This is a genomic window from Rhodoglobus aureus (genome assembly GCF_039527955.1).
Taxonomy (GTDB): Bacteria; Actinomycetota; Actinomycetes; order Actinomycetales; family Microbacteriaceae; genus Rhodoglobus; species Rhodoglobus aureus.
Genome location: NZ_BAAAKW010000065.1, coordinates 12,554 through 31,563, shown reverse-complemented (window position 1 = coordinate 31,563; position 19,010 = coordinate 12,554). Strand labels below are relative to the sequence as shown.

At 60.0% G+C, this 19,010-nt stretch carries 17 protein-coding genes and 1 tRNA gene; 12 read left to right on the top strand and 6 right to left on the bottom strand.

The features are described 5' to 3' along the window. Positions 1–386 precede the first annotated feature (386 nt). The 8 genes from ABD112_RS13015 (at position 387) to ABD112_RS12980 (ending at position 7,622) form a co-directional block, all read left to right on the top strand. Positions 387–1,418: a nucleoside hydrolase gene (locus tag ABD112_RS13015; protein WP_343926512.1), complete on the top strand. Its 1,032-nt coding sequence runs from the start codon at positions 387–389 to the stop codon at positions 1,416–1,418. 89 nt (positions 1,419–1,507) lie between these two features. After that, positions 1,508–2,416 carry an ECF transporter S component gene (locus ABD112_RS13010; protein ID WP_343926510.1) on the top strand — a complete coding sequence of 303 codons (909 nt, stop codon included), beginning with the start codon at positions 1,508–1,510 and terminating at the stop codon, positions 2,414–2,416. Positions 2,417–2,420: 4 nt separating this feature from the next. Beyond that, on the top strand, positions 2,421–3,200 hold the full coding sequence (locus tag ABD112_RS13005) for an energy-coupling factor transporter transmembrane component T family protein (protein WP_343926508.1): 780 nt from the start codon (positions 2,421–2,423) through the stop codon (positions 3,198–3,200). Next, positions 3,197–4,048 carry an energy-coupling factor ABC transporter ATP-binding protein gene (locus ABD112_RS13000; protein WP_343926506.1) on the top strand — a complete coding sequence of 284 codons (852 nt, stop codon included), beginning with the start codon at positions 3,197–3,199 and terminating at the stop codon, positions 4,046–4,048. Before ABD112_RS13005 ends, ABD112_RS13000 begins: the two co-directional genes overlap by 4 nt. Position 4,049: 1 nt before the next feature. Next, complete coding sequence (locus tag ABD112_RS12995) at positions 4,050–4,865, top strand: energy-coupling factor ABC transporter ATP-binding protein (protein WP_343926504.1); 816 nt, start codon at positions 4,050–4,052, stop codon at positions 4,863–4,865. After that, positions 4,862–5,710, top strand: a complete 849-nt coding sequence (locus tag ABD112_RS12990; protein WP_343926502.1) for an EamA family transporter — start codon at positions 4,862–4,864, stop codon at positions 5,708–5,710. The genes ABD112_RS12995 and ABD112_RS12990 overlap by 4 nt, the downstream gene beginning before the upstream one ends. Before the next feature lie 107 nt (positions 5,711–5,817). Next, complete coding sequence (locus ABD112_RS12985; protein WP_343926513.1) at positions 5,818–7,389, top strand: acyl-CoA carboxylase subunit beta; 1,572 nt, start codon at positions 5,818–5,820, stop codon at positions 7,387–7,389. Beyond that, a complete protein-coding gene (locus ABD112_RS12980; RefSeq protein WP_343926500.1) occupies positions 7,386–7,622 on the top strand; it encodes an acyl-CoA carboxylase subunit epsilon in 237 nt (78 codons plus the stop codon). The genes ABD112_RS12985 and ABD112_RS12980 overlap by 4 nt, the downstream gene beginning before the upstream one ends. Positions 7,623–8,005: 383 nt before the next feature. On the opposite strand, the gene ABD112_RS12975 is transcribed toward ABD112_RS12980, so the two are convergent. From ABD112_RS12975 to ABD112_RS12960, 4 genes are all read right to left on the bottom strand, one after another. Next, on the bottom strand, positions 8,006–9,055 hold the full coding sequence (locus ABD112_RS12975) for a hypothetical protein (RefSeq protein WP_343926498.1): 1,050 nt from the start codon (positions 9,053–9,055) through the stop codon (positions 8,006–8,008). Further along, on the bottom strand, positions 9,052–10,326 hold the full coding sequence (locus ABD112_RS12970; protein ID WP_343926496.1) for a sensor histidine kinase: 1,275 nt from the start codon (positions 10,324–10,326) through the stop codon (positions 9,052–9,054). The genes ABD112_RS12975 and ABD112_RS12970 overlap by 4 nt, the downstream gene beginning before the upstream one ends. After that, a complete protein-coding gene (locus tag ABD112_RS12965; RefSeq protein ID WP_343926494.1) occupies positions 10,316–11,026 on the bottom strand; it encodes a response regulator transcription factor in 711 nt (236 codons plus the stop codon). The genes ABD112_RS12970 and ABD112_RS12965 overlap by 11 nt, the downstream gene beginning before the upstream one ends. A gap of 81 nt (positions 11,027–11,107) precedes the next feature. After that, positions 11,108–12,340 carry a class I SAM-dependent RNA methyltransferase gene (locus tag ABD112_RS12960; protein ID WP_343926491.1) on the bottom strand — a complete coding sequence of 411 codons (1,233 nt, stop codon included), beginning with the start codon at positions 12,338–12,340 and terminating at the stop codon, positions 11,108–11,110. A gap of 20 nt (positions 12,341–12,360) precedes the next feature. Between ABD112_RS12960 and ABD112_RS12955 the strand changes: the two genes are divergently transcribed. From ABD112_RS12955 to ABD112_RS12940, 4 genes are all read left to right on the top strand, one after another. Next, positions 12,361–13,005: a Maf family protein gene (locus ABD112_RS12955; RefSeq protein WP_343926489.1), complete on the top strand. Its 645-nt coding sequence runs from the start codon at positions 12,361–12,363 to the stop codon at positions 13,003–13,005. A 78-nt stretch (positions 13,006–13,083) separates the two neighbouring features. Beyond that, positions 13,084–14,838 carry an acetyl/propionyl/methylcrotonyl-CoA carboxylase subunit alpha gene (locus ABD112_RS12950; protein WP_343926487.1) on the top strand — a complete coding sequence of 585 codons (1,755 nt, stop codon included), beginning with the start codon at positions 13,084–13,086 and terminating at the stop codon, positions 14,836–14,838. 224 nt (positions 14,839–15,062) lie between these two features. Further along, a complete protein-coding gene (locus ABD112_RS12945) occupies positions 15,063–15,665 on the top strand; it encodes a TetR/AcrR family transcriptional regulator (RefSeq protein ID WP_343926485.1) in 603 nt (200 codons plus the stop codon). Then, complete coding sequence (locus tag ABD112_RS12940; RefSeq protein WP_343926483.1) at positions 15,662–17,776, top strand: alpha/beta hydrolase; 2,115 nt, start codon at positions 15,662–15,664, stop codon at positions 17,774–17,776. Before ABD112_RS12945 ends, ABD112_RS12940 begins: the two co-directional genes overlap by 4 nt. Positions 17,777–17,936: 160 nt before the next feature. Here the strand turns inward: ABD112_RS12940 and ABD112_RS12935 are convergent. Continuing rightward, positions 17,937–18,012: transfer RNA gene (locus ABD112_RS12935), tRNA-Ala, on the bottom strand. 78 nt (positions 18,013–18,090) lie between these two features. Beyond that, positions 18,091–18,948 (bottom strand): LuxR C-terminal-related transcriptional regulator, encoded by an 858-nt coding sequence (locus ABD112_RS12930; RefSeq protein ID WP_343926481.1) that lies wholly within the window; start codon positions 18,946–18,948, stop codon positions 18,091–18,093. Positions 18,949–19,010: the final 62 nt, after the last annotated feature.

Sequence of the window (19,010 nt, the reverse complement as noted above, 5' to 3'; positions counted from 1 at the left end):
CACCCGTTCACCAGCACCGGCAGACACACCGCTACGCGCGCATTCTCAAATGATTCCTCGATACCTGCCACGCGCGCATTTTCTATGAGTCAACGCGGATGCTTGCGCTCTGGATTGCTTTGTCGCTATGGTGAGCCCACGCCAACCCGACACGGGCTTGGATCGAGTCACTGTCGACTGGAGCACAATTGACTGGATAGGTCGAGGCCACGCGAACACCGGACCATTGCGGTTCCGTCTTCGCCTATTGGCCACGACCGCCGCAGCCCCAGCACTCGCGCATTCGCGCCACCAATCCGGTGAAAGCTGAGCTGGCCCGTCTCTGCCGCGGCTCGTCCTGCTCCCCTTTCGCTGGTTCATCGAACCCACTGTGAAAGGCAGCACCCGTGACACAACCTCTCGTATTCGATGTCGACACCGGAATCGATGATTCCCTCGCGCTTCTCTACTTGCTCGCGAGCCCTGAGGCAGAGATTCTCGGCATCACCTGTACGTCAGGAAACGTTCCTGCGCGTCAGGTCGCCATCAACAACCTCGCCTGGCTTGAACTCTGCGGCGCACCAGACATTGAAGTTGCCCTTGGATCAGAAGTGCCGATCCTGGCTCCGCTCATGACGACGGAAGAGACTCACGGCCTTCAGGGGATCGGGCACGCTGTGCTCGATGCTCCAGCACGGAACATCAGCGAGCGCCATGCGACTCAAGTCTGGATTGAGAACGCACGCGCACGCCCAGGAGAAGTTATTGGTCTCGTGACGGGACCCCTCACGAATTTGGCGCTCGCCCTGCGCATTGAGCCTGAATTACCCCGACTTCTCAAGCGAATCGTGATCATGGGAGGCGCGTTCAACCACGCGGGTAACACTCTTCCGACCACCGAATGGAACATCGCAGTAGACCCAGAGTCGGCGAAGATCGTTTTCGATGCGTTCTCGGGGCTACCTTCTGATCGGCGCCCGATCGTGTGCGCCCTCGACGTGACCGAGTTCATCGAGATGAAACCGCACCACATCGAACGGTTAGCGAAGGAGTCGCTGAGCAGCCCCGCCGAGATCATTGCCGAGGATGATCTGTACGGCACTCGTTCGCAGGCCTCGAATCCGCTTATTCGCCACCTGTCGGATGCCGTGCGCTTCTACATGGAGTTCCATAAGGCCCATGATCAGGGTTTTCTGGCGCACATGCATGACCCCTTTGCGGCCGCCATCGCGCTGCATCCTGAACTCGGTCAGTCAAGGCCGGCGACAGTGGATGTCGAACTCGCCGGAACTCTCACGCGAGGTCAGACTGTGGCCGACTGGCGCGGAATGTGGGGCCGGGAGCCCAATGCCGACGTTGTCGTTTCGACGGATCCGGAAGCATTTTTCGACCACCTTATCGAGCGTGTGAGTTCTCTCGCGCGCACTCTCACCCGTTAACCCTCAGGAGGCCCAATCTCAGCTAGTCCACTGTTCGACTGTTTTCCTTAAGAAATGCAATACAGAAATGCAATACAAGGAGGTATTTCATGTCAACGTCACACACACCTGTCGAAGCGAACAAGGTACGAAACCGAGTCTTAATTGCAATTGGCGCGGTCGTCATCATTGCGACCTACCTGTATCTGGTGCTCGGCCAGCCAAGCGAGTTCGCTGAAGGCGACTTCGGCCAAGCTTCGCTCATCGCAATCATTGGCTATTTGCTCGGCTCTGTCCTGATCGCGGTGGGAACAATTCATCGACTGCCCACCACCACTATTGCGCTCGTACCTGTCGCGATAGCGGTCAACATCGTTGTTGGTCAGCTCTCGGCCTCGATCGGCCTACCGATCTACCTTGACTCGATCGGAACGATTCTTGTTGGTGTGCTCGCGGGTCCGGCTGCGGGTGCTCTCACCGGCGCTCTCACGAACGTGATCTGGGGAATGACAATCAGCCCAATCGCTCTTCCCTTCGCGGTAACCGCGGTCGTTATCGGAGTGATGGCCGGATACGCGGGTCGACTAGGAATGTTCCGTCGCTTCTACCTGGCTCCGATCGCTGGTCTCATCACAGGAATTGTTGCTGCGCTCGTATCGTCCCCTATCGCGGCCTTCATCTTCGGCGGAGCAACCGGCGGTGGCAATGGCGCCATCGTTGCGGCGTTCCGGGCAGTCGGCAACTCCTTGCTAGCATCGACGACCTTCCAGGGGCTGCTATCCGATCCGCTCGACAAGGTGATTACCTTCACGATTGTGGTCATCATTCTGTTCGCGCTGCCGAGTCGATTCCGTTCGAGGTTCCCCTTCGTGCGGGAGTACAACGTGTTCGGCAAGCAGTCTGAGCTGGCCGCACCCACCCGGGCAACGCGTACTGGCGAAGCAGGGGATGCTGCAGCTGCATCGACCTCTGGTGACGATTCAGCGTCGACTGACGGCACACCAACACCGAAGGGCTGATCTCGTGACGACGACGCTCTACGAAGATCGCGAATCCGCAATCCATCGGCTTAATCCGGTCACGAAACTTGTGGCGATGTTGAGCATCATCATCATCGTGTTTGCCGTGCAAATTTGGTGGGTTGCGCTCGGAATCGTTGTGTTCATCGTCGTACCTGCCGCCGTTGTCTCTGGCACCGGTGGCAGGCTCCTCAGCCTGTCGCTCAAACTTCTCTTACCGATTCTGATCGTGCTCGTACTGCTTCAGGGGCTCTTCTTTCCCGAGGGCACGACAGTTCTTGCCGAATTCGGCCCTGCGCGCGTAACAGTCGAAGGGCTCATGTTTGCCCTCGGCATCGGCTCTCGCATCGCAGCGCTCGTTCTGTGCTCGCTCGTGCTCCTGCTAACCACCAATCCCGCTCTTCTCATGACGAGCCTCACCGAGAAAGGGATGTCGCCCAAGATGAGCTACGTCATCAGTTCAACTTTGCAGATTATTCCGGCCTTCCAAACCAGAGCTCAGAGCATCTTGTTAGCGCAGCAAGCTCGTGGGCTGCGGTTGAAGGGCAATCCCCTCCGCCGGGCAGGCGCCATTCTTCCGCTGGTTTCGCCACTGGTGCTTGGCATGTTTACCGATGTCGAGGAGCGTTCAACCGCGATGGAAGCTCGAGGCTTCAGCTCGCCTGCAACGCACACCAGTTTTGTGGTGGTTCCTGACCCCGTCGGGCAAAAGATTGCCCGCTGGTTGCTGATCGCTGTCGCCGTCGCCTCAGTGGTGCTCTCTCTGCTGGGGGTATTCAAATGATTGAGCTCCGCGATGTCGCCTACGCCTACCCCGATACCGATCACTATGTACTCGACGGTGTCGATCTGACCGTGGCTCGCGGCGAAGTTGTCGGAGTCATCGGCGCGTCCGGCGTCGGAAAAACTACCCTTGCGAAAATCATCGCGGGATTCATCCCTAACGTTGAGGGCGGCACCCTCGACGGATCGGTGGCTGTCGACGATGTGCCGATCTCCTCGCTCCCCCTCGCTGAGGCCGTGGCTCAGGTTGGTCTAGTCATTCAGAACCCGTTCAATCAGATCTCGGGCGCTAAGTTCAGCGTGCGAGAAGAGATCGTATTTGGTCTTGAGAACACCGGCGTTCCCCGCGATGAGATGATCACGCGTGTGACGGATGTCGCTGCGCTTCTCCGCATCGATCACCTCCTTGACCGATCCCCCTACGCCCTCTCCGGCGGACAGATGCAACTCGTCGCGATTGCCAGCGTGATCGTGATGGGCACCCCAGTCTTGGTGATGGACGAACCGACGTCACAGTTAGACCCTGGCGGGAGCCGGATGGTCTTCGATGTGATCAGCGCTCTTACGGATGCAGGCACAAGCGTGCTCATCTTCGAACATAAGGTGGAGCTGCTGCGAGAGCACGCGGACCGAATTGCTGTACTCGCAGAAGGGCGCATCATCCACGAGGGCACCCCGCGCGCGGTCCTCACCGATGATCGCCTTGAGTCGTGGTCGGTTGGCAGCACGCGCTACACCCGAGCGGCCCGCGCGGCCCGCGGTGCCGGAATCGTTCACCCTGATGCCGCACTGCCCGTCTCGTTGAGCGACTCAACTGAATACTTCACAACGCAAAGAACGGGGCGCTGAGATGGAAATTCGATTCGATCAAGTTCGCTACTCCTATCCATCCGGCGTCGAAGCCGTTCGAGGAATTAGCCTGACGGTTCCGACCGGTGAACGGCTCGCCATTGTTGGGCAAAACGGTGCGGGCAAGACAACACTCGTACGCCACCTCAACGGCATCTTCCGTCCGTCACACGGCAGCGTCTACGTGGGCGACTGGACAACGAGCGGAAAACAGATTGCCGATCTTTCTGCGCGAGTCGGCTACGTCTTTCAGAACCCCGATGAGCAGTTGTTCGCCCGCACAGTGCGTCAGGATGTCGCTTTCGGCCCTAAGAACTTGGGTTGCGACGAGGAGGAGCAGGAACGTCGCGTCCGTGAGTCGCTCGAACTGACGGGCCTCAGCGAACACGCTGACGTTCATCCTCACCATCTCTCACTGTCGGAACGAAAGCGAGTTGCGATCGCCGCTGTGCTCGCGATGGAGACTCCCATTGTCGTACTCGACGAACCGACCACAGGTCAGGATGAACTCGGGGTGCGGATGGTCGCCGAGATAACCCAAGCGCTCGCGCGTGACGGTCGCACGGTCATCGCGATTACGCACGACATGGATTTCTGCGCCGAGAATTTTGAACGAGTCGTCGTGATGGCGCAAGGAGAGATTCAGGCTGATGGAACGCCCGAGGAAGTGTTTGTGCAAACGGAGGCACTCGATCACGCCGCCGTCGAACCCCCACAACTCATGCGACTAGCCACGAAGTTGGGCTGGCACACGACGCCGCTGCGTGTCGAAGACTTTGTTGGTGGACTGTCAGATGTGAGGAATTCGACGTCGTGACCGGACTCGTTGGCCTTGCCCTTCTCGCAAGCGTTTTCTTCGGAGTATCCGACTTCCTGGGTGGCACTCTCTCACGCAAGCTGCCGATGCTCACCGTGCTGTTTCTCTCCCAAATCGTCGCGATTGTCTCGCTGACGCCGCAAGCGATCATCGATCCCTATGATTTCAGCGCGACTCCGTCGATCATGTGGGGGCTCATCGCAGGCTTCGCCGCAGCGATCGCCGTCTCATCCCTGTTCAAAGCTCTCGCAATCGGCACGATGGGAGTCATTGCACCCATTACATCGTTGAGCGTTCTCGTGCCTGTCGCTGTCGGTCTGTCTATGGGCGACCAGCTCACGCTGGTGCTCGGTCTTGGACTTGTCGCCGCTGTCATCGGCACAGTGCTCGCGAGCGGACCCGAGATCAACCGCACTGTGCCCTCGGCCGGCGGAGGAAGAGCGATTCTGCTTGGTGGTGTTGCCGCCATATTCTTTGGGGTCGCGAATCTTGCGATTGCGCTGGGCAGCGCAACAAGTGTCACCACAACGTTGCTCACCGACGCCGTAACCGTCCTTGTGCTGTACAGCGTAGGGCTGCTGATCTTCAGGCAGGTACCCAGGGCGCGTGGACTGTCTCTGCTGGGAATCGCAGCGATCGGAGTGCTCGGCTTTGCCGCAAACATCAGCTTCGCGTTCGCTAGCTTGAGCGGAGCCCTCTCGGTCGTTGCAGTGCTGGCATCTCTCTATCCGGTGATCACCGCGCTCCTCGGCTGGCGAATCCACAAAGAGCGATTGATGCGCATTCAAGTGGTCGGTGTCGCCCTGGTAGTGGCCGGTGTGGCTGCCATCGCGGCCACCTCATAGGGTTTCCTCAATGAAACCGGCCTCAAACTTGTGGGTTCCGCCAACCACACAAGCGGTCGATGGGTGGGTAAAGTGACACAGTGACCGAAGACAATACGACTCCAGACATGTTCACGACCGCCGGCCGGATCGCCGATCTCAAGAACCGCTATCACGAAGCCGTGACCGCCAGCGGTGACGCGGCAATCGAAAAACAGCACGCTAAGGGCAAGATGACAGCCCGCGAGCGCATCGAGCAGTTGCTCGATCACGGTTCATTCGTTGAGCTCGATGAGTTTGTTCGCCACCGCACTCACGCGTTCGGCATGGAAAAAAAGCGCCCATACGGTGACGCCGTTGTTACGGGAACCGGCACGATCCACGGTCGCCAAGTTGCTGTTTACGCTCAAGACTTCACTATCTTTGGTGGCTCGCTTGGCGAGGTTGCCGGCGAGAAGATCATCAAGGTCATGGACCACGCAATGAAGACGGGCGTTCCGATCATCGGCATGCTCGACTCCGGTGGAGCCCGCATTCAAGAGGGCGTCGTTGCACTCGGCAAGTACGGCGAGATCTTCCGTCGCAACACTCAGGCGTCTGGCGTCATCCCGCAAATTTCGATCATCATGGGCCCGGCTGCCGGTGGCGCCGTGTATTCGCCCGCACTGACCGACTTCGTCATCATGGTCGACAAGACGAGCCAAATGTTCGTTACCGGCCCAGATGTCATCAAGACCGTCACCGGCGAAGACGTCGGAATGGAAGAACTGGGTGGCGCGCTCACTCACAACAAGGTGTCGGGCGTTGCCCACTACCTTGCCAGCGATGAAGAGGATGCCCTCGACTACGCCCGCACGCTGGTCGGCTTTCTGCCAGACAACAACCTCTCGGATGCACCCATTTATGAGAGCGAAGTTGAGTTGGAGATCACGGATGAGGATCGCAAACTCAACACGATCATCCCCGACAGCCCGAACCAGCCCTATGACGTGAAGACGATCATTGAGCACATCGTTGACAATGGCGACTTCCTCGAGACGCAGCCGTTGTTCGCGCCAAACATCGTTGTCGGTTTTGGCCGCGTCGAGGGCCGCTCGGTGGGCATCGTCGCGAACCAGCCGCAGGCCATGGCCGGAACCCTCAACATTGAGGCCGGCGAGAAGGCGGCACGCTTCGTGCGCTTCTGTGATTCCTTCAGCATCCCGATTCTTACCCTCGTGGATGTTCCCGGCTACCTTCCCGGCACCGATCAGGAGTGGACCGGCGTGATCCGCCGCGGAGCCAAGCTGCTCTATGCCTACGCCGAAGCAACCGTGCCGCTCGTTACCGTCATCACGCGTAAGGCGTATGGCGGGGCCTACATCGTGATGGGCTCCAAGCAGTTGGGTGCAGACCTCAACTACGCTTGGCCGACCGCTGAGATCGCCGTCATGGGCGGCCAGGGCGCCGTCAACATCCTCTACCGTGGTGAGATCAAAGCTGCGGAAGCCGCCGGCGAGGACGTCGCTGCCGTTCGCACGCGTCTCGCCAACGAGTACACCTACAACGTTGCTAGCCCATTCTTGGCGGCAGAGCGAGGCGAGCTCGATGGAGTTATCGAGCCTGCCGCTACTCGTGTGCAGGTCGTGAAGGCGCTGCGCGCGCTCCGCACCAAGCGTGCGAGCATGCCGCCCAAGAAGCACGGAAACATACCGCTGTGACCGGCACGGAGGCTAACGACGAGCCTGCTGACATCCGCGTCGTCTCCACAAACGTCACCCCTGAGGAGATCGCGGCGGTCACCGCAGTCGTGCGCGCGGCTCTTGCCGAGTCGGCAGAGCAGGCCGGGGGCGATGAGACGGCACCGCCATCTGCGTGGGCACGCAACCAACGCCCCATGCGCACACCGTTACATCCTGGTCCTGGCGCCTGGAATGCAAGCGCCAGACACTAAAGTTTTTCTGTTCGCCGGGAGGCTGAAAATTGCGCAGTCGTACCCCAATTGCGCGACACGGAATTCGTTGAAATCCAGAGAAATACGGTGATTTCCACACTATTTCGAGAATATTGTCCCCCGAGAGTCCCCCAAAGAACCGACTTTGCACATCCTTTTCTTGGTGCAGAATATTAAGTGCTAGGTGTCTCTCCATAGGAGTTACACCGCCAAAGGTTGGCCGACTAGGGTAAGCGGGCCAATTCTTTGGGGGCGGGTCAGGACGGTATTCGGGTTATCGTCCTGACCCGGGTTTTAGCGAAGAGTCGGAGAAGTGCTTCTTATAGCCACTCCGGCTCTTCCGCCGTTAAGCCTGTTGTGTGTCTCGCGCCACGCTGCGTCAGCTAAACGAGTGCAGCGTCGACGCGAGGAATCTCGAGCCAAATGTCGACGACATCCTCTTCAAGGGAGTCCTGGCCAAGCGCGCTTGATTCGCCATCACCAGCACTGTGGAGACCGACGACGGTAACTGCGACATCCGAGCCTTCTGGAACGGTACGGGCAATCACTCTGTCTGCGCTGGTGGACTGAATCGCTAGCGCTAGCCGATTGAGCACCCTGTCCAAGTCGGCATCAGAGAGATCGTCGATGCCACCCTCGTCGAGCAGGGTTACCGTGGCCCCGCGACGTCGCGCAATCATTACCTGATCACGCACCGCATCATTGAGCAGCTTGCGGCCGCGGATCTCATCCCGAATGGCACCCTCAAGGTTGAGACACTCACGGCGCTCTGCCTCTGAGAGGTCACCGTTGGTCCCCTGAATGCGTTCAAGCATCGTCAGGGCCATCGCGCCAGTCTGTTCAAGCCGGAACTGCCGCTCATGCACGTGAGCATCTTGAGCCGCCTGCCAGTCAGTTGCTTCCTGCTCAGCCAGAATGAAACGCTGCGCGTCTTTGGATGCCTTAGCAAGGCCGCTGCTGAGCACGTGCGATACCGCGACCCACGATGCGCTACCAACAATGCCGAGACTGAAGAGTCCTGCCGGACCGACCGGGCCGAGGCTGAAGGTGTGCGCGACCAGAAATCCGATACCCAACCACGCGAAAGTGTGACGACCTCGAGTAGAGGTAATTGTGAGCAGCGTTCCGCTGGCGGCGACATACCAAGTGGCGTAACCGGTGCCGCCTTCACGCGCAAAGTCGAGTTCGTTGGCTACAAGGAGAGTTATCGCAACGACGACCGCGAAGTTGAAGGTTGCCATCCAGATCGGCATCCGAACCGTGCCGAACGGGAGAAGACTGACGATCGTTGCCACACCGTACAGCGCCATTGCGACGTAGATCGGGCCGGGGCGGTCGGGAATGTCAATCGTGTAGAGGGCCAACAGGATGTGGTACGCGGAGAAGAGCGCGGCCATTCCGACGATGAGATAACGCGGTACTCCGATATTCATGAGGCACCTTCTTCGCCAATATCCTCAAGGTTTAGCGGTTCATCATTCTCGTTGCCGTGTGGCCACCGAATACACACTTCGGTGCAAGCGCCCGGTATTGACGCGATTGCGGTGCGACCACCAGCGTTTGCCACGCGCTCGACAATCGACACCCGCACACCCAAACGTTCTTGTGGCACGCGGTCGAGGTCGAACCCTCGGCCGGTGTCTGTGACGAGAATTTCGATTCCGTTACCTTCAAGCCCGCGCACTTCGACGCTGCGCTCAATATCGGTGCCTCCGGCATGCTGGAGGCTGTTGACCATCGCTTGCACGGCGGCCGAGTGCACAGCTTCGGCCGCGACTGCGGGTAGCGAACGGGCCCCAACGCTTCGAACGGAGAGCTGAAAGTTTGAGGCGAGCAGTTCAGCCGATGTGATCACGCGCTGGGCAAGCTCTGTCGCCTGCACTGTCGAGATGTCATCTGGCGAGGTTGACGCTGCTTCTTTCAGGTGAACAATGGCATTGCCTGCCATAACCGCGCCGAGTCGTTGCGCCTCGGGCAGGTACGCACGTGAAGCGGAAATTAGCGTGGTGAGCACGCTGTCGTGCACAATCGAGTCGACTTGAACACGCTCCACCTCCGTGGCGTGTTGCCGCACTGCGTTGCCGTAGCGCAGCAGCGCCGTCGCTTGTGCGTTGTCGACGTTAGACGCGGCTTGGCGAAGCATCGTCACGATAATCATGATGGCGCTGCCCAAGATGAGCGCGTAGAAGGCCTCCAGTAACGCCAACTGCCAGGGGGCATCGCCACCGATGGGGAGAAGTCGCACGATTAGGTAGACGAGCGGAGCCGCGAAGAGGTAGATAGTGGCGAGTACTCGACCGAAGGCAATGGCCGCCATCGCTGTGCCGACAGTAATGAGGTAGTTGAGCCAGTGGATGCCGCTGAAGATCTCTACGCCGGGAATCACCGCGAACGGCCAGCTCAGCAGTGCCAAAAAGTAGACCACCGCGAACGTGCCGTGAACACCGCGCACCCACCGATTGGAGAACGACAGGATGACCACAAGAATCAGCAATCCGAAGAGGGCCGGAACAACAACCCACAGCCACAACTCTTGCGCCTCGTGTGCCTGACTCAACAACCAGGGCACGGTTTGCGCCCCGAAAACAAAGCCAATCACTGCAACCGAGCGCGAAATTACCCGCTCAACCTCTTTGCGGCTGATCGGGTTTCTTGGCTGCTTCGCCGAGGGCGGCTGGCGTGCCGTGACGACGCTAGTGGCCATCGCCGCCTTCGGAGTCCAAGCCCGGAAGGATCCCGTCTTCGACGGCGCGACGCAAGAGGTCGACCTTGGTCGGAGCTGGGCGACCGACTTCGACGTACTTGACGCGGATGCGGTCAAGATATTCGCGCGCAGTCGAGTAGCCAATTCCTAGTTGCTGTGCCGCAAGTTTGAGAGGCAAGCCCGAAGCATAAAGGTGAAGAATCTCTCGCTCGCGGCGACCCAGTTGCGCTTTCGAGAAGTCGCGGTCTGCGTCGATCGCTGTTGCCCACTCCAGGTTGTTGAGCACGTCGCCACGCGCAACTGTAGCTGCGGCTGCGAGCACAGTTTTGGTGGCAGAAGATTTGGGGATCACCCCGGCCGCTCCCGCAGCGAGTGCCTCACGAACGCTGGTGACGCGGTCGGCGATGCTGTGCACGAGCACGGCTGAGCCGGTGGCTTGAACGTTCTTGACGTTGTCGGTGACGGTCGAGCCGTCGCCAAGCGAAAGGTCGAGCACGACAACGTCTACTTCGCGACCATTCAGGCCGTCAACGAGTTCCTTGACAGTAGCGGCGGCAAGAACAAAGTCGTAGCCTTCGTCGATGAAGGCCGCTTTGAGCCCCAATCGAACAGATTCATGATCGTCGACAACAGCAACGGCTATGTTGCGATTGGCATTTTCGCTGGGCGCTTCGGTCCCCGATGGTTCTGTCTGGGCCATGTGGCGTCCTCCTGAGTTTCTGCACCCCATCGTAGTCGCGTTGCGCCGATATCACGCGTCATTTGGCGGTAACACGCGCACTCAGTTGCGGGTGAAGCTTCCGACTGCTTCCACGTGGTGCGTGTGCGGAAATAGATCAAACGCCCGAACTTTGGCCAATGTGTAGCCCTGTTCGCCGAAGAACGCGACATCTCGAGCGAATGCCACGGGGTCACACGCTACATAGACCACTTGAGCGGGTTTCGCCGCGCCCACAAGCTCAACCACTTCGCGGCCAGCCCCTGAACGCGGAGGGTCGAGCACAATCGTGGCGCGTTCTAGGCGAGCCCGCTCGGCGCTGGTGGCCTTACTCACCAGCTGACGAAGCCAGCGGTCGACGCGGCCCGTTTCTGCGTGTGCGCCCAACCATTCCGAGAGATTCTTCGCCGCGTGATCGGTAGCAGAAGACTCTGCTTCAACCGTCGTAATTTTGGTTGCGGGGCCAAACTTGTCGCCAACGGCTGCGGCAAACAGGCCGACGCCTCCATAGAGATCCAAGTTGGATGCCGCGGGGTCAAAGAGTTCGGGATCGATCGCGTCTTGCACGGCCGCCGTCAGCACTTCGGCGGCGCCGTGATGCACTTGCCAGAACCCGGAGTCGAGCAGAGAGAATTCGCGCTCCCCCACTAGCTCGGTGATCACTTGTGGCTTTTGCTTGCCCATGATGAGACGCACTCCGCCGCTGCTGGGGTTGAGCACGTCTACGCGATCGAAGCCGTCGAAGTTCTGGCTGAGGGGGGCTCCCGCAGAAAGTTCGGGGGTTGCCAGGGGAAGATCGGCGACAGAAACTACCCGGTGGGAGCGAGCCGCGAATGGGCCAACGTTGCCGTGTTCGTCAACGTGGAGGCTGACGCGGGTGCGCCATCCGAGTCCATTTCGTTCATCATCACCTGGCACGGCTTCGACGACTGGCGCAAGCGTGACTTTGGCCATGCGTTCGAGCGATTCGGCAAGGATCTGCGCTTTAAGGGCACGCTGGTGAGTGAGGTCGATGTGACCGAACTCGGCACCCCCAGCTCGGTTGTCTGGGTCACGGTCAATGCTTGCCGCCGCCCACACGTGGTCTCGACGGTGCCCACTCGGCGTAACAACCTTCACTGTTTCTGCGCGCCAGAACGACTTCTTCTTGTCATCGGTGATGCGCACAAGTACGCGTTCACCGGGGATCGCGTCGGAAACAAAAACGACACGACCATCGTGACGCGCGACACTGACACCCCCGTGCGCAATGTTGGTAACGTCTACTTCGATCATTCGGCCAAGCCATTCACCCATCTCTAAAGCATAGGAGCCTTGTGCGTCTTTATCTTGCGTCAACCTCTCCCGCACGGCTCGCAACCTTGCGAGCCGCCGGTGTCGACCCGGTTCTTTTGGCCTCCGGCGTAGATGAAGAGGCTGTCGCTGCTGCAGCGCCTGGCCCCCTCGATGGCCCCGCACTTGTTGAGTTGTTGGCACGTGCCAAGGCTGAGGCAGTCACCGATTCACGCGTCAAGGGCGAGCCGATAGACGGGTTCATTCTCGGCGGAGATTCTGCGTTCGAATTAGATGGCGAATTGTTCGGAAAGCCCCACGAACCTGCCATCGCTAAGCAGCGATGGCTTGCCCAACGGGGTCGCACTGGTGTCTTGCACTCTGGGCATTGGCTCATTGATCACCGCGGCGGCCAGGTTCGCGGCGCTACAGGAGCGGTGTCGAGTGCGAGCGTGACGTTCGCTTCCAACATCACGGATGCCGAGATCGATGCCTACGTTGCAACGGGTGAGCCGCTGAAGGTCGCCGGCGCATTCACTATCGACAGCTTGGGTGCAGCATTCATCACGAGCATTGAGGGTGACCCTCACGCCGTTGTCGGGCTTTCTGTCTCGCTGCTACGCCAACTTATGCGCGAGTTTGATGCGCAATGGACCGACCTGTGGAACATGGAGCGCCCGGGCCTGTAGGCATCCACAGTGCTTGCCCCTTATTTTTGTGTGCAATCCCTCAAGGCTTCGGCCGTAACCCCCTTAAGCTAGGTAACTATGGCTCGAATTACGAAGGTACTCATCGCCAACCGCGGGGAGATCGCGGTTCGCGTTATCCGCGCAGCTAAAGACAGCGGCATCGGTTCTGTGGCGGTATACGCCGATCAGGATCGGGATGCTCGTCACGTCAAGCTCGCGGATGAGGCTTATGCACTCGATGGCGCTACGAGCGCCGAAACGTATCTCGTAATCGACAAAATTTTGTCGATTGCTCGCCGTTCCGGTGCTGACGCGATCCACCCCGGTTATGGCTTCCTGGCCGAGAACGCAGAATTTGCGCGCGCTGTCATTGATGCTGGCATCATCTGGATTGGCCCATCACCTGACGCAATCGAGAAGCTGGGCGACAAGGTTTCTGCCCGCCATATCGCCGAGAAGGTTGGCGCACCGCTGGCCCCCGGAACCCTGAATCCTGTTTCTGGTGCCGCCGAGGTTCTCGACTTTGTTGACATCCATGGTCTTCCCGTTGCTATCAAGGCAGCATTTGGCGGCGGTGGCCGCGGCCTTAAGGTTGCACGCACTCGCGAAGAGATTCCTGAACTGTTCGATTCTGCGACTCGTGAAGCCGTTGCAGCTTTCGGTCGTGGCGAGTGCTTCGTTGAGAAGTACCTCGACCAGCCACGCCATGTCGAAACACAGTGTCTTGCGGATGCTCACGGCAATGTTGTTGTGATCTCCACCCGTGACTGCTCGTTGCAGCGTCGCCACCAGAAGCTAGTTGAGGAGGCTCCGGCGCCCTTCCTTACTGATGAGCAGAACAAGGCGCTCTATGAGTCGTCTAAGGCCATTCTGCGCGAGGTGGGCTACCTCGGTGCCGGAACGTGTGAATTCTTGGTTGCCAAGGACGGCACCATTTCCTTCCTCGAGGTCAACACTCGCTTGCAGGTCGAGCACCCGGTGTCTGAAGAAGTCACCGGTATCGACCTGGTTCGCGAGCAGTTCCGCATCGCCGAGGGTGGGGTGCTCGACTACGACGATCCCATCCCACGCGGTCACTCGTTCGAATTCCGCATCAATGGTGAGGATGCCGGACTCAACTTCATGCCATCCCCCGGCCCAGTGCACGTTCTGCGCATGCCGGGCGGTCCCGGCATCCGTGTCGACAGCGGTGTCACGACTGGTGACGAAATCAGCGGCGCATTCGATTCGCTGCTTGCCAAGCTCATCGTCACCGGTTCGAGCCGTGAGGATGCCCTCGAACGTTCGCGTCGCGCCCTTGACGAGTTCGAGGTTGCTGGTCTTCCGACGGTGCTCCCGTTCCACCGCAAGATCGTTCGCGATCCTGCCTTCACGAGCAGCCCCTTCACGATTTACACCCGCTGGATCGAGACCGATTTCGACAACGACATCGAACCGTGGACCGGATCACTCGGTGAGCCCACTGTTGCCGCTGCACGCCACAACGTTGTTGTAGAAGTTGCGGGCAAGCGCGTTCAGGTGAACCTACCCTCGAAGCTCGTTCCGAGCACCTCAACGGGAGCTACTCTTTCTGCTGCGCCCAAACGCCGCACCGCCTCTGCAGTGAATACCATCACCGGCGACTCGGTAAAGGCACCGATGCAAGCCACAATCGTGAAGGTTGCTGTTGCCGAGGGCGACAAGGTCGTCAAGGGAGATCTCATCCTCGTGCTCGAGGCTATGAAGATGGAACAGCCGCTCGTGGCTCACAAAGACGGCGTTATTGCATCGATGAGCGCGGCCGTCGGCTTAACGGTGTCATCAGGTCATCTGCTCCTGAACATCGCCGACTAGGCCTGCGCGGCGATGGCGAATCAACCGAGAACGTGCTGCTCAATCTGCCGCAGTTCTTAGTCGCTTTACTTGCTGACGCAGGATGGTACGCAACTTCGATGGCTGGACCCGGCGGAGGCCACTGAAATAGATCTCGCCGGCACTCTTGACCTCCGCACAGGGCGATAGTATCTTTATTGATGTTATCGGTCGGTCGACCGAACTACACTGAGCGAGGCGAAGTTGTGCCGACGAACACCACCGTGATCACCATTCTCGATGCGACACGTGCACTCGTGCTCGAGCACGGGTATGCGTCGCTCTCCACTCGAAACGTCGCTCAGCTCGCGGGAGTTCCGCTATCGCAGATCCACTATCACTTCGGGTCAAAGGAACAACTCGTACTGCGCATGCTCGATGCCGAGAATGCCCGGCTGCTTGAGCGGCAGAGCGAAATGTATGCCGGGAACGAGCCGCTCTCACAGCAGTGGGCAGCCGCGTGCGACTACCTCGACGACGACCTCAACTCTGGCTATGTACGAATCCTGCACGAGATGCTCGCGGCCGGATTATCGAGCACGCTTGTCGGCGAGCGCGTGCACTCCATTATCCGCGGGTGGACGCTCGTGCTCACCGAGGCGGCCGAACGTCATGCCGCGCGGGGTTTCTCCTTCGCACCGTTGACCATCGACCACGTTGTGGCCCTCACCTCTGCAGCATTCATTGGTGCCGAACTGCTAATCCTCGCGGGGCACGAGAAAGACCTACCGTTGCGGGATTCGCTTCGAGCGATCGGCACCCTGATCGAGGCTGGCGAGCGGAGCATGCTCCAAGGATCCGGCTCATGAAAGCCGCGCAGCCCACGACCGAAGGTTCGGTCGAGCGCGGCGGCGCGACCATTAGCTATGACGTGTACGGCGAAGCCGGGCCCACCATCCTTCTGCTCCCGACCTGGGAGATCGTGCACCAACGCGCATGGAAAATGCAGCTCCCCTACCTCGCAAGACACTTCCGTGTGATTAGCTACGACGCCGTCGGCACGGGGCACTCATCACGCCCACTCGATGCCGCTCGCTACAGCTTCGGCAACCGGGTGGCCGACACGATCGCCGTCCTTGATGCGACCGACACGAATGCCGCAGTCGTTGTCGGATTCTCGATGGGTGGCGAGACCGCCGTCAACCTCGCCGCGCTACACCCCGACCGTGTACTCGGCATCATCTCGATCGGAGGCAGCCACCCGTGGCGCGTCCCGATACCGGGCCGCACACCAGCTGTCGCGTTCGACCCAGAGTCGAACCCGAGCCCCAAGGGGTGGGCGAAGTTCGACCCGGAGTATTGGCTACGCGACTGGCAAGACTTCATCGAATTCTTCATGGCCGAGGTGGCATCCGACCCGCACTCTACGAAGGCGATCGACGACCTCGTCGAGTGGGGACTCGACCAGCAGCCGGACGTGCTGTGTTGGACGATCAACGACGAGTACGAGCAGGACATCGATGACCTGCGCACCCGCGTCGAATCCCTCGACGTGCCCGCGCTGTTCATCCACGGCACAGACGACCACATCACGTCGTTCGAGTCGTCCCAAGTGATTCAGCAGATGATCCCCGGTGCCGAACTACTTGCTATTGAGTGCGCTGGTCACGCGCCACAAGTGCGGTACCCCGTGCGCGTGAACCACGCGATCCGCGACTTCGCCAACCGGGCCCTCGGCACCAACAGTCTCGAACAGACCTGGTGGGTCGCACCAGGGCGCGAGAAAAGGGTGCTCTACCTGTCGTCGCCCATCGGGCTCGGTCATGCCCGGCGCGACCTCGCCATCGCGCAGGAGCTTCGGGCGCTGCATCCGAATGCTCAGATCGAGTGGCTAGCGCAAGACCCTGTAACGCGTGTGCTCGATGTCGCGGGCGAGATTCTGCACCCCGCATCCGCCGCTCTTGCCAATGAGTCCTCTCACATCGAACATGAGAGCCGCGATCACGATCTCGCCGTATTCCAAGCGCTGCGAAACATGGACGAGATCCTCATCCACAACTTCATGGTGTTCGACGAAGTGACCGCCGCTGGCGAGTACGACCTCATCATCGCCGACGAGGCCTGGGACGTCGACCACTACCTGTTTGAGAACCCGAATCTCAAGCGCGGAGCGCTCGCCTGGATGACCGACTTCGTCGGGTTCCTGCCGATGCCGTCGCGGGGCGCGCGCGAGGCGCGGGTCACCGCCGACTACAACCTCGAGATGATCGAGCACGTCGACCGCTACCACCGCATGCGCGATGCAGCCATCTTCGTCGGGGCTGCCGACGACATCGTGACCGATACCTTCGGCCCAGGGCTCCCGGGGATACGCGACTGGACCGAGGAGCACTTCGACTTCTCCGGCTACATCAGCGGCTTCGACCCGGCAGCACTCGGCGAGAAGGCCGAGCTGCGCGCCCGACTCGGCTACCGCGAAGACGAGCGAGTCTGCATTGCCGCCGTCGGTGGCTCCGGAGTGGGAGCCCCGCTGCTGCGGCGTATCATCGCGGCTGCCCCGGCTGCACGCCGCGCGATTCCCGGATTACGAATGATTGTCGTCACCGGGCCCCGCATCGATCCGGCGAGCCTTCCACAGGCTCCGGGAGTCGAGTACCGCGCCTACGTGCCCAACCTCCATCACCACCTCACCGCATGCGATCTGGCGATCGTGCAAGGCGGCCTCACCACGACTATGGAGCTCACGGCCGCGAAGGTACCGTTCATCTACGTGCCCCTGCAGCAGCACTTCGAGCAGCGATTCCACGTGCGGGCACGCCTCGACCGCTATCGCGCTGGCCGGTTTATGGAGTACGACGACCTACATCCCGAGGCCCTCGCCGCTGCCATGGCCGAGGAGATCGATCGCGAAATCAACTACCGCGACGTCGAGACCGACGGCGCGGCTCGAGCAGCAGCGATGCTCGCGCGGTTGCTCTGAGCTCTACACTCTGCGACGGATCCCGCCCAACTCTCCACACGTGCTCGTCGCCGTTTTCAGAATGAGCGGGCCTAGGCCTGCACTATCCAACCTAGGGCCGGATTGTTCTTTCCGAACGATGTCGCGACGTACATATGAACGATGTCGCGAATCATCACAATGGTGGACCCTAGGAGATTTGAACTCCTGACCTCCTCGATGCGAACGAGGCGCGCTACCAACTGCGCCAAGGGCCCGTACTGCTGAAGTAACGATATCACTCAGCATTCGGGGTGCAGAACGTGTCGCCCTTGCACACAGCGCTCTCTCTTCCACTAGGGAAGGAGACCCAGTTTTCGTGCGGTCGCTACGGCAGCGAAACGTGACGACGCATCGAGCTTTTTCATGGCACTGCTGAGATACCCCTTGACTGTTTGCTCTGTCAGCGAAAGCAGCGCTGCGGTGCGTGCATTGCTGTAGCCGAGCGCGACACACGAGAGCACATCGGTCTCTCGCGGAGAGAGGCGCACGGTCGCCTGGTGAGTCGGGGGATCCGCATCCTGAACACGGAAAACGTTGGCAAGATCACGCCCGATGTCTCGAAGTTTCTGCCTGGCGTCGCGATCCGAGACATCGGCAGCAAGTTGGCGAAGTTGTGCAAACTGTTCACGAACATGCTCTTCAGCAGCCGGCGACATGCCCCCACTCTTGCGCGACCGCAACGCGACCATTCGGCGGGTCACCTCGTCCCGAATTGCGAGCTCATTGCCCAAAGCGCTAGCGATGGCGACGACGGGCCCAGAAGCAACCCCGTCGGGCATGACAAGCGTGTGAGACCCCGCATAGATCAGCCCCCGCAACCTGCCTGAAGCGACGATGGGAATCGCAAGAAGTGAGACAACGCCTTCGCCAAGAACGGGGCCGTCGTAGTCATGAGTGATCTGCGGAGAGTGCTCATAGTCTCGTGTGAACCGTGGGGATCGTTGAGCCATGGCGAGCCCGCCAAGCCCACGCTCTTTTCGCACCCGCAAGCCGTCGAGCCTACCCGTTCGAGCCCCACTAAAAGCGTCAACAGTGAGTTCGGTTCCCGAGATCAGACCACCGAACGACAGGCTAAAACCGGTGCCCGCGGCGATTTCACGAGTGGCTTGCTGGATCAAATCGAAGTCACTCGGTTCAGATATCTGCGTCATTGCGGATTCCCAACTTTCGGGGGTATTACGTGCTGCACCCCCTCCGTAATCTGAGGTTAGCA

Coding starts and splice junctions, on each gene's coding strand:
- ABD112_RS12995 (WP_343926504.1), top strand. CDS start 4,050: ATGGAAATTCGATTCGATCAAGTTCGCTACTCCTATCCATCCGGCGTC.
- ABD112_RS13000 (WP_343926506.1), top strand. CDS start 3,197: ATGATTGAGCTCCGCGATGTCGCCTACGCCTACCCCGATACCGATCAC.
- ABD112_RS12950 (WP_343926487.1), top strand. CDS start 13,084: ATGGCTCGAATTACGAAGGTACTCATCGCCAACCGCGGGGAGATCGCG.
- ABD112_RS12960 (WP_343926491.1), bottom strand. CDS start 12,340: ATGGGTGAATGGCTTGGCCGAATGATCGAAGTAGACGTTACCAACATT.
- ABD112_RS12965 (WP_343926494.1), bottom strand. CDS start 11,026: ATGGCCCAGACAGAACCATCGGGGACCGAAGCGCCCAGCGAAAATGCC.
- ABD112_RS12930 (WP_343926481.1), bottom strand. CDS start 18,948: ATGACGCAGATATCTGAACCGAGTGACTTCGATTTGATCCAGCAAGCC.
- ABD112_RS12940 (WP_343926483.1), top strand. CDS start 15,662: ATGAAAGCCGCGCAGCCCACGACCGAAGGTTCGGTCGAGCGCGGCGGC.
- ABD112_RS12985 (WP_343926513.1), top strand. CDS start 5,818: ATGTTCACGACCGCCGGCCGGATCGCCGATCTCAAGAACCGCTATCAC.
- ABD112_RS12970 (WP_343926496.1), bottom strand. CDS start 10,326: ATGGCCACTAGCGTCGTCACGGCACGCCAGCCGCCCTCGGCGAAGCAG.
- ABD112_RS12975 (WP_343926498.1), bottom strand. CDS start 9,055: ATGAATATCGGAGTACCGCGTTATCTCATCGTCGGAATGGCCGCGCTC.
- ABD112_RS13010 (WP_343926510.1), top strand. CDS start 1,508: ATGTCAACGTCACACACACCTGTCGAAGCGAACAAGGTACGAAACCGA.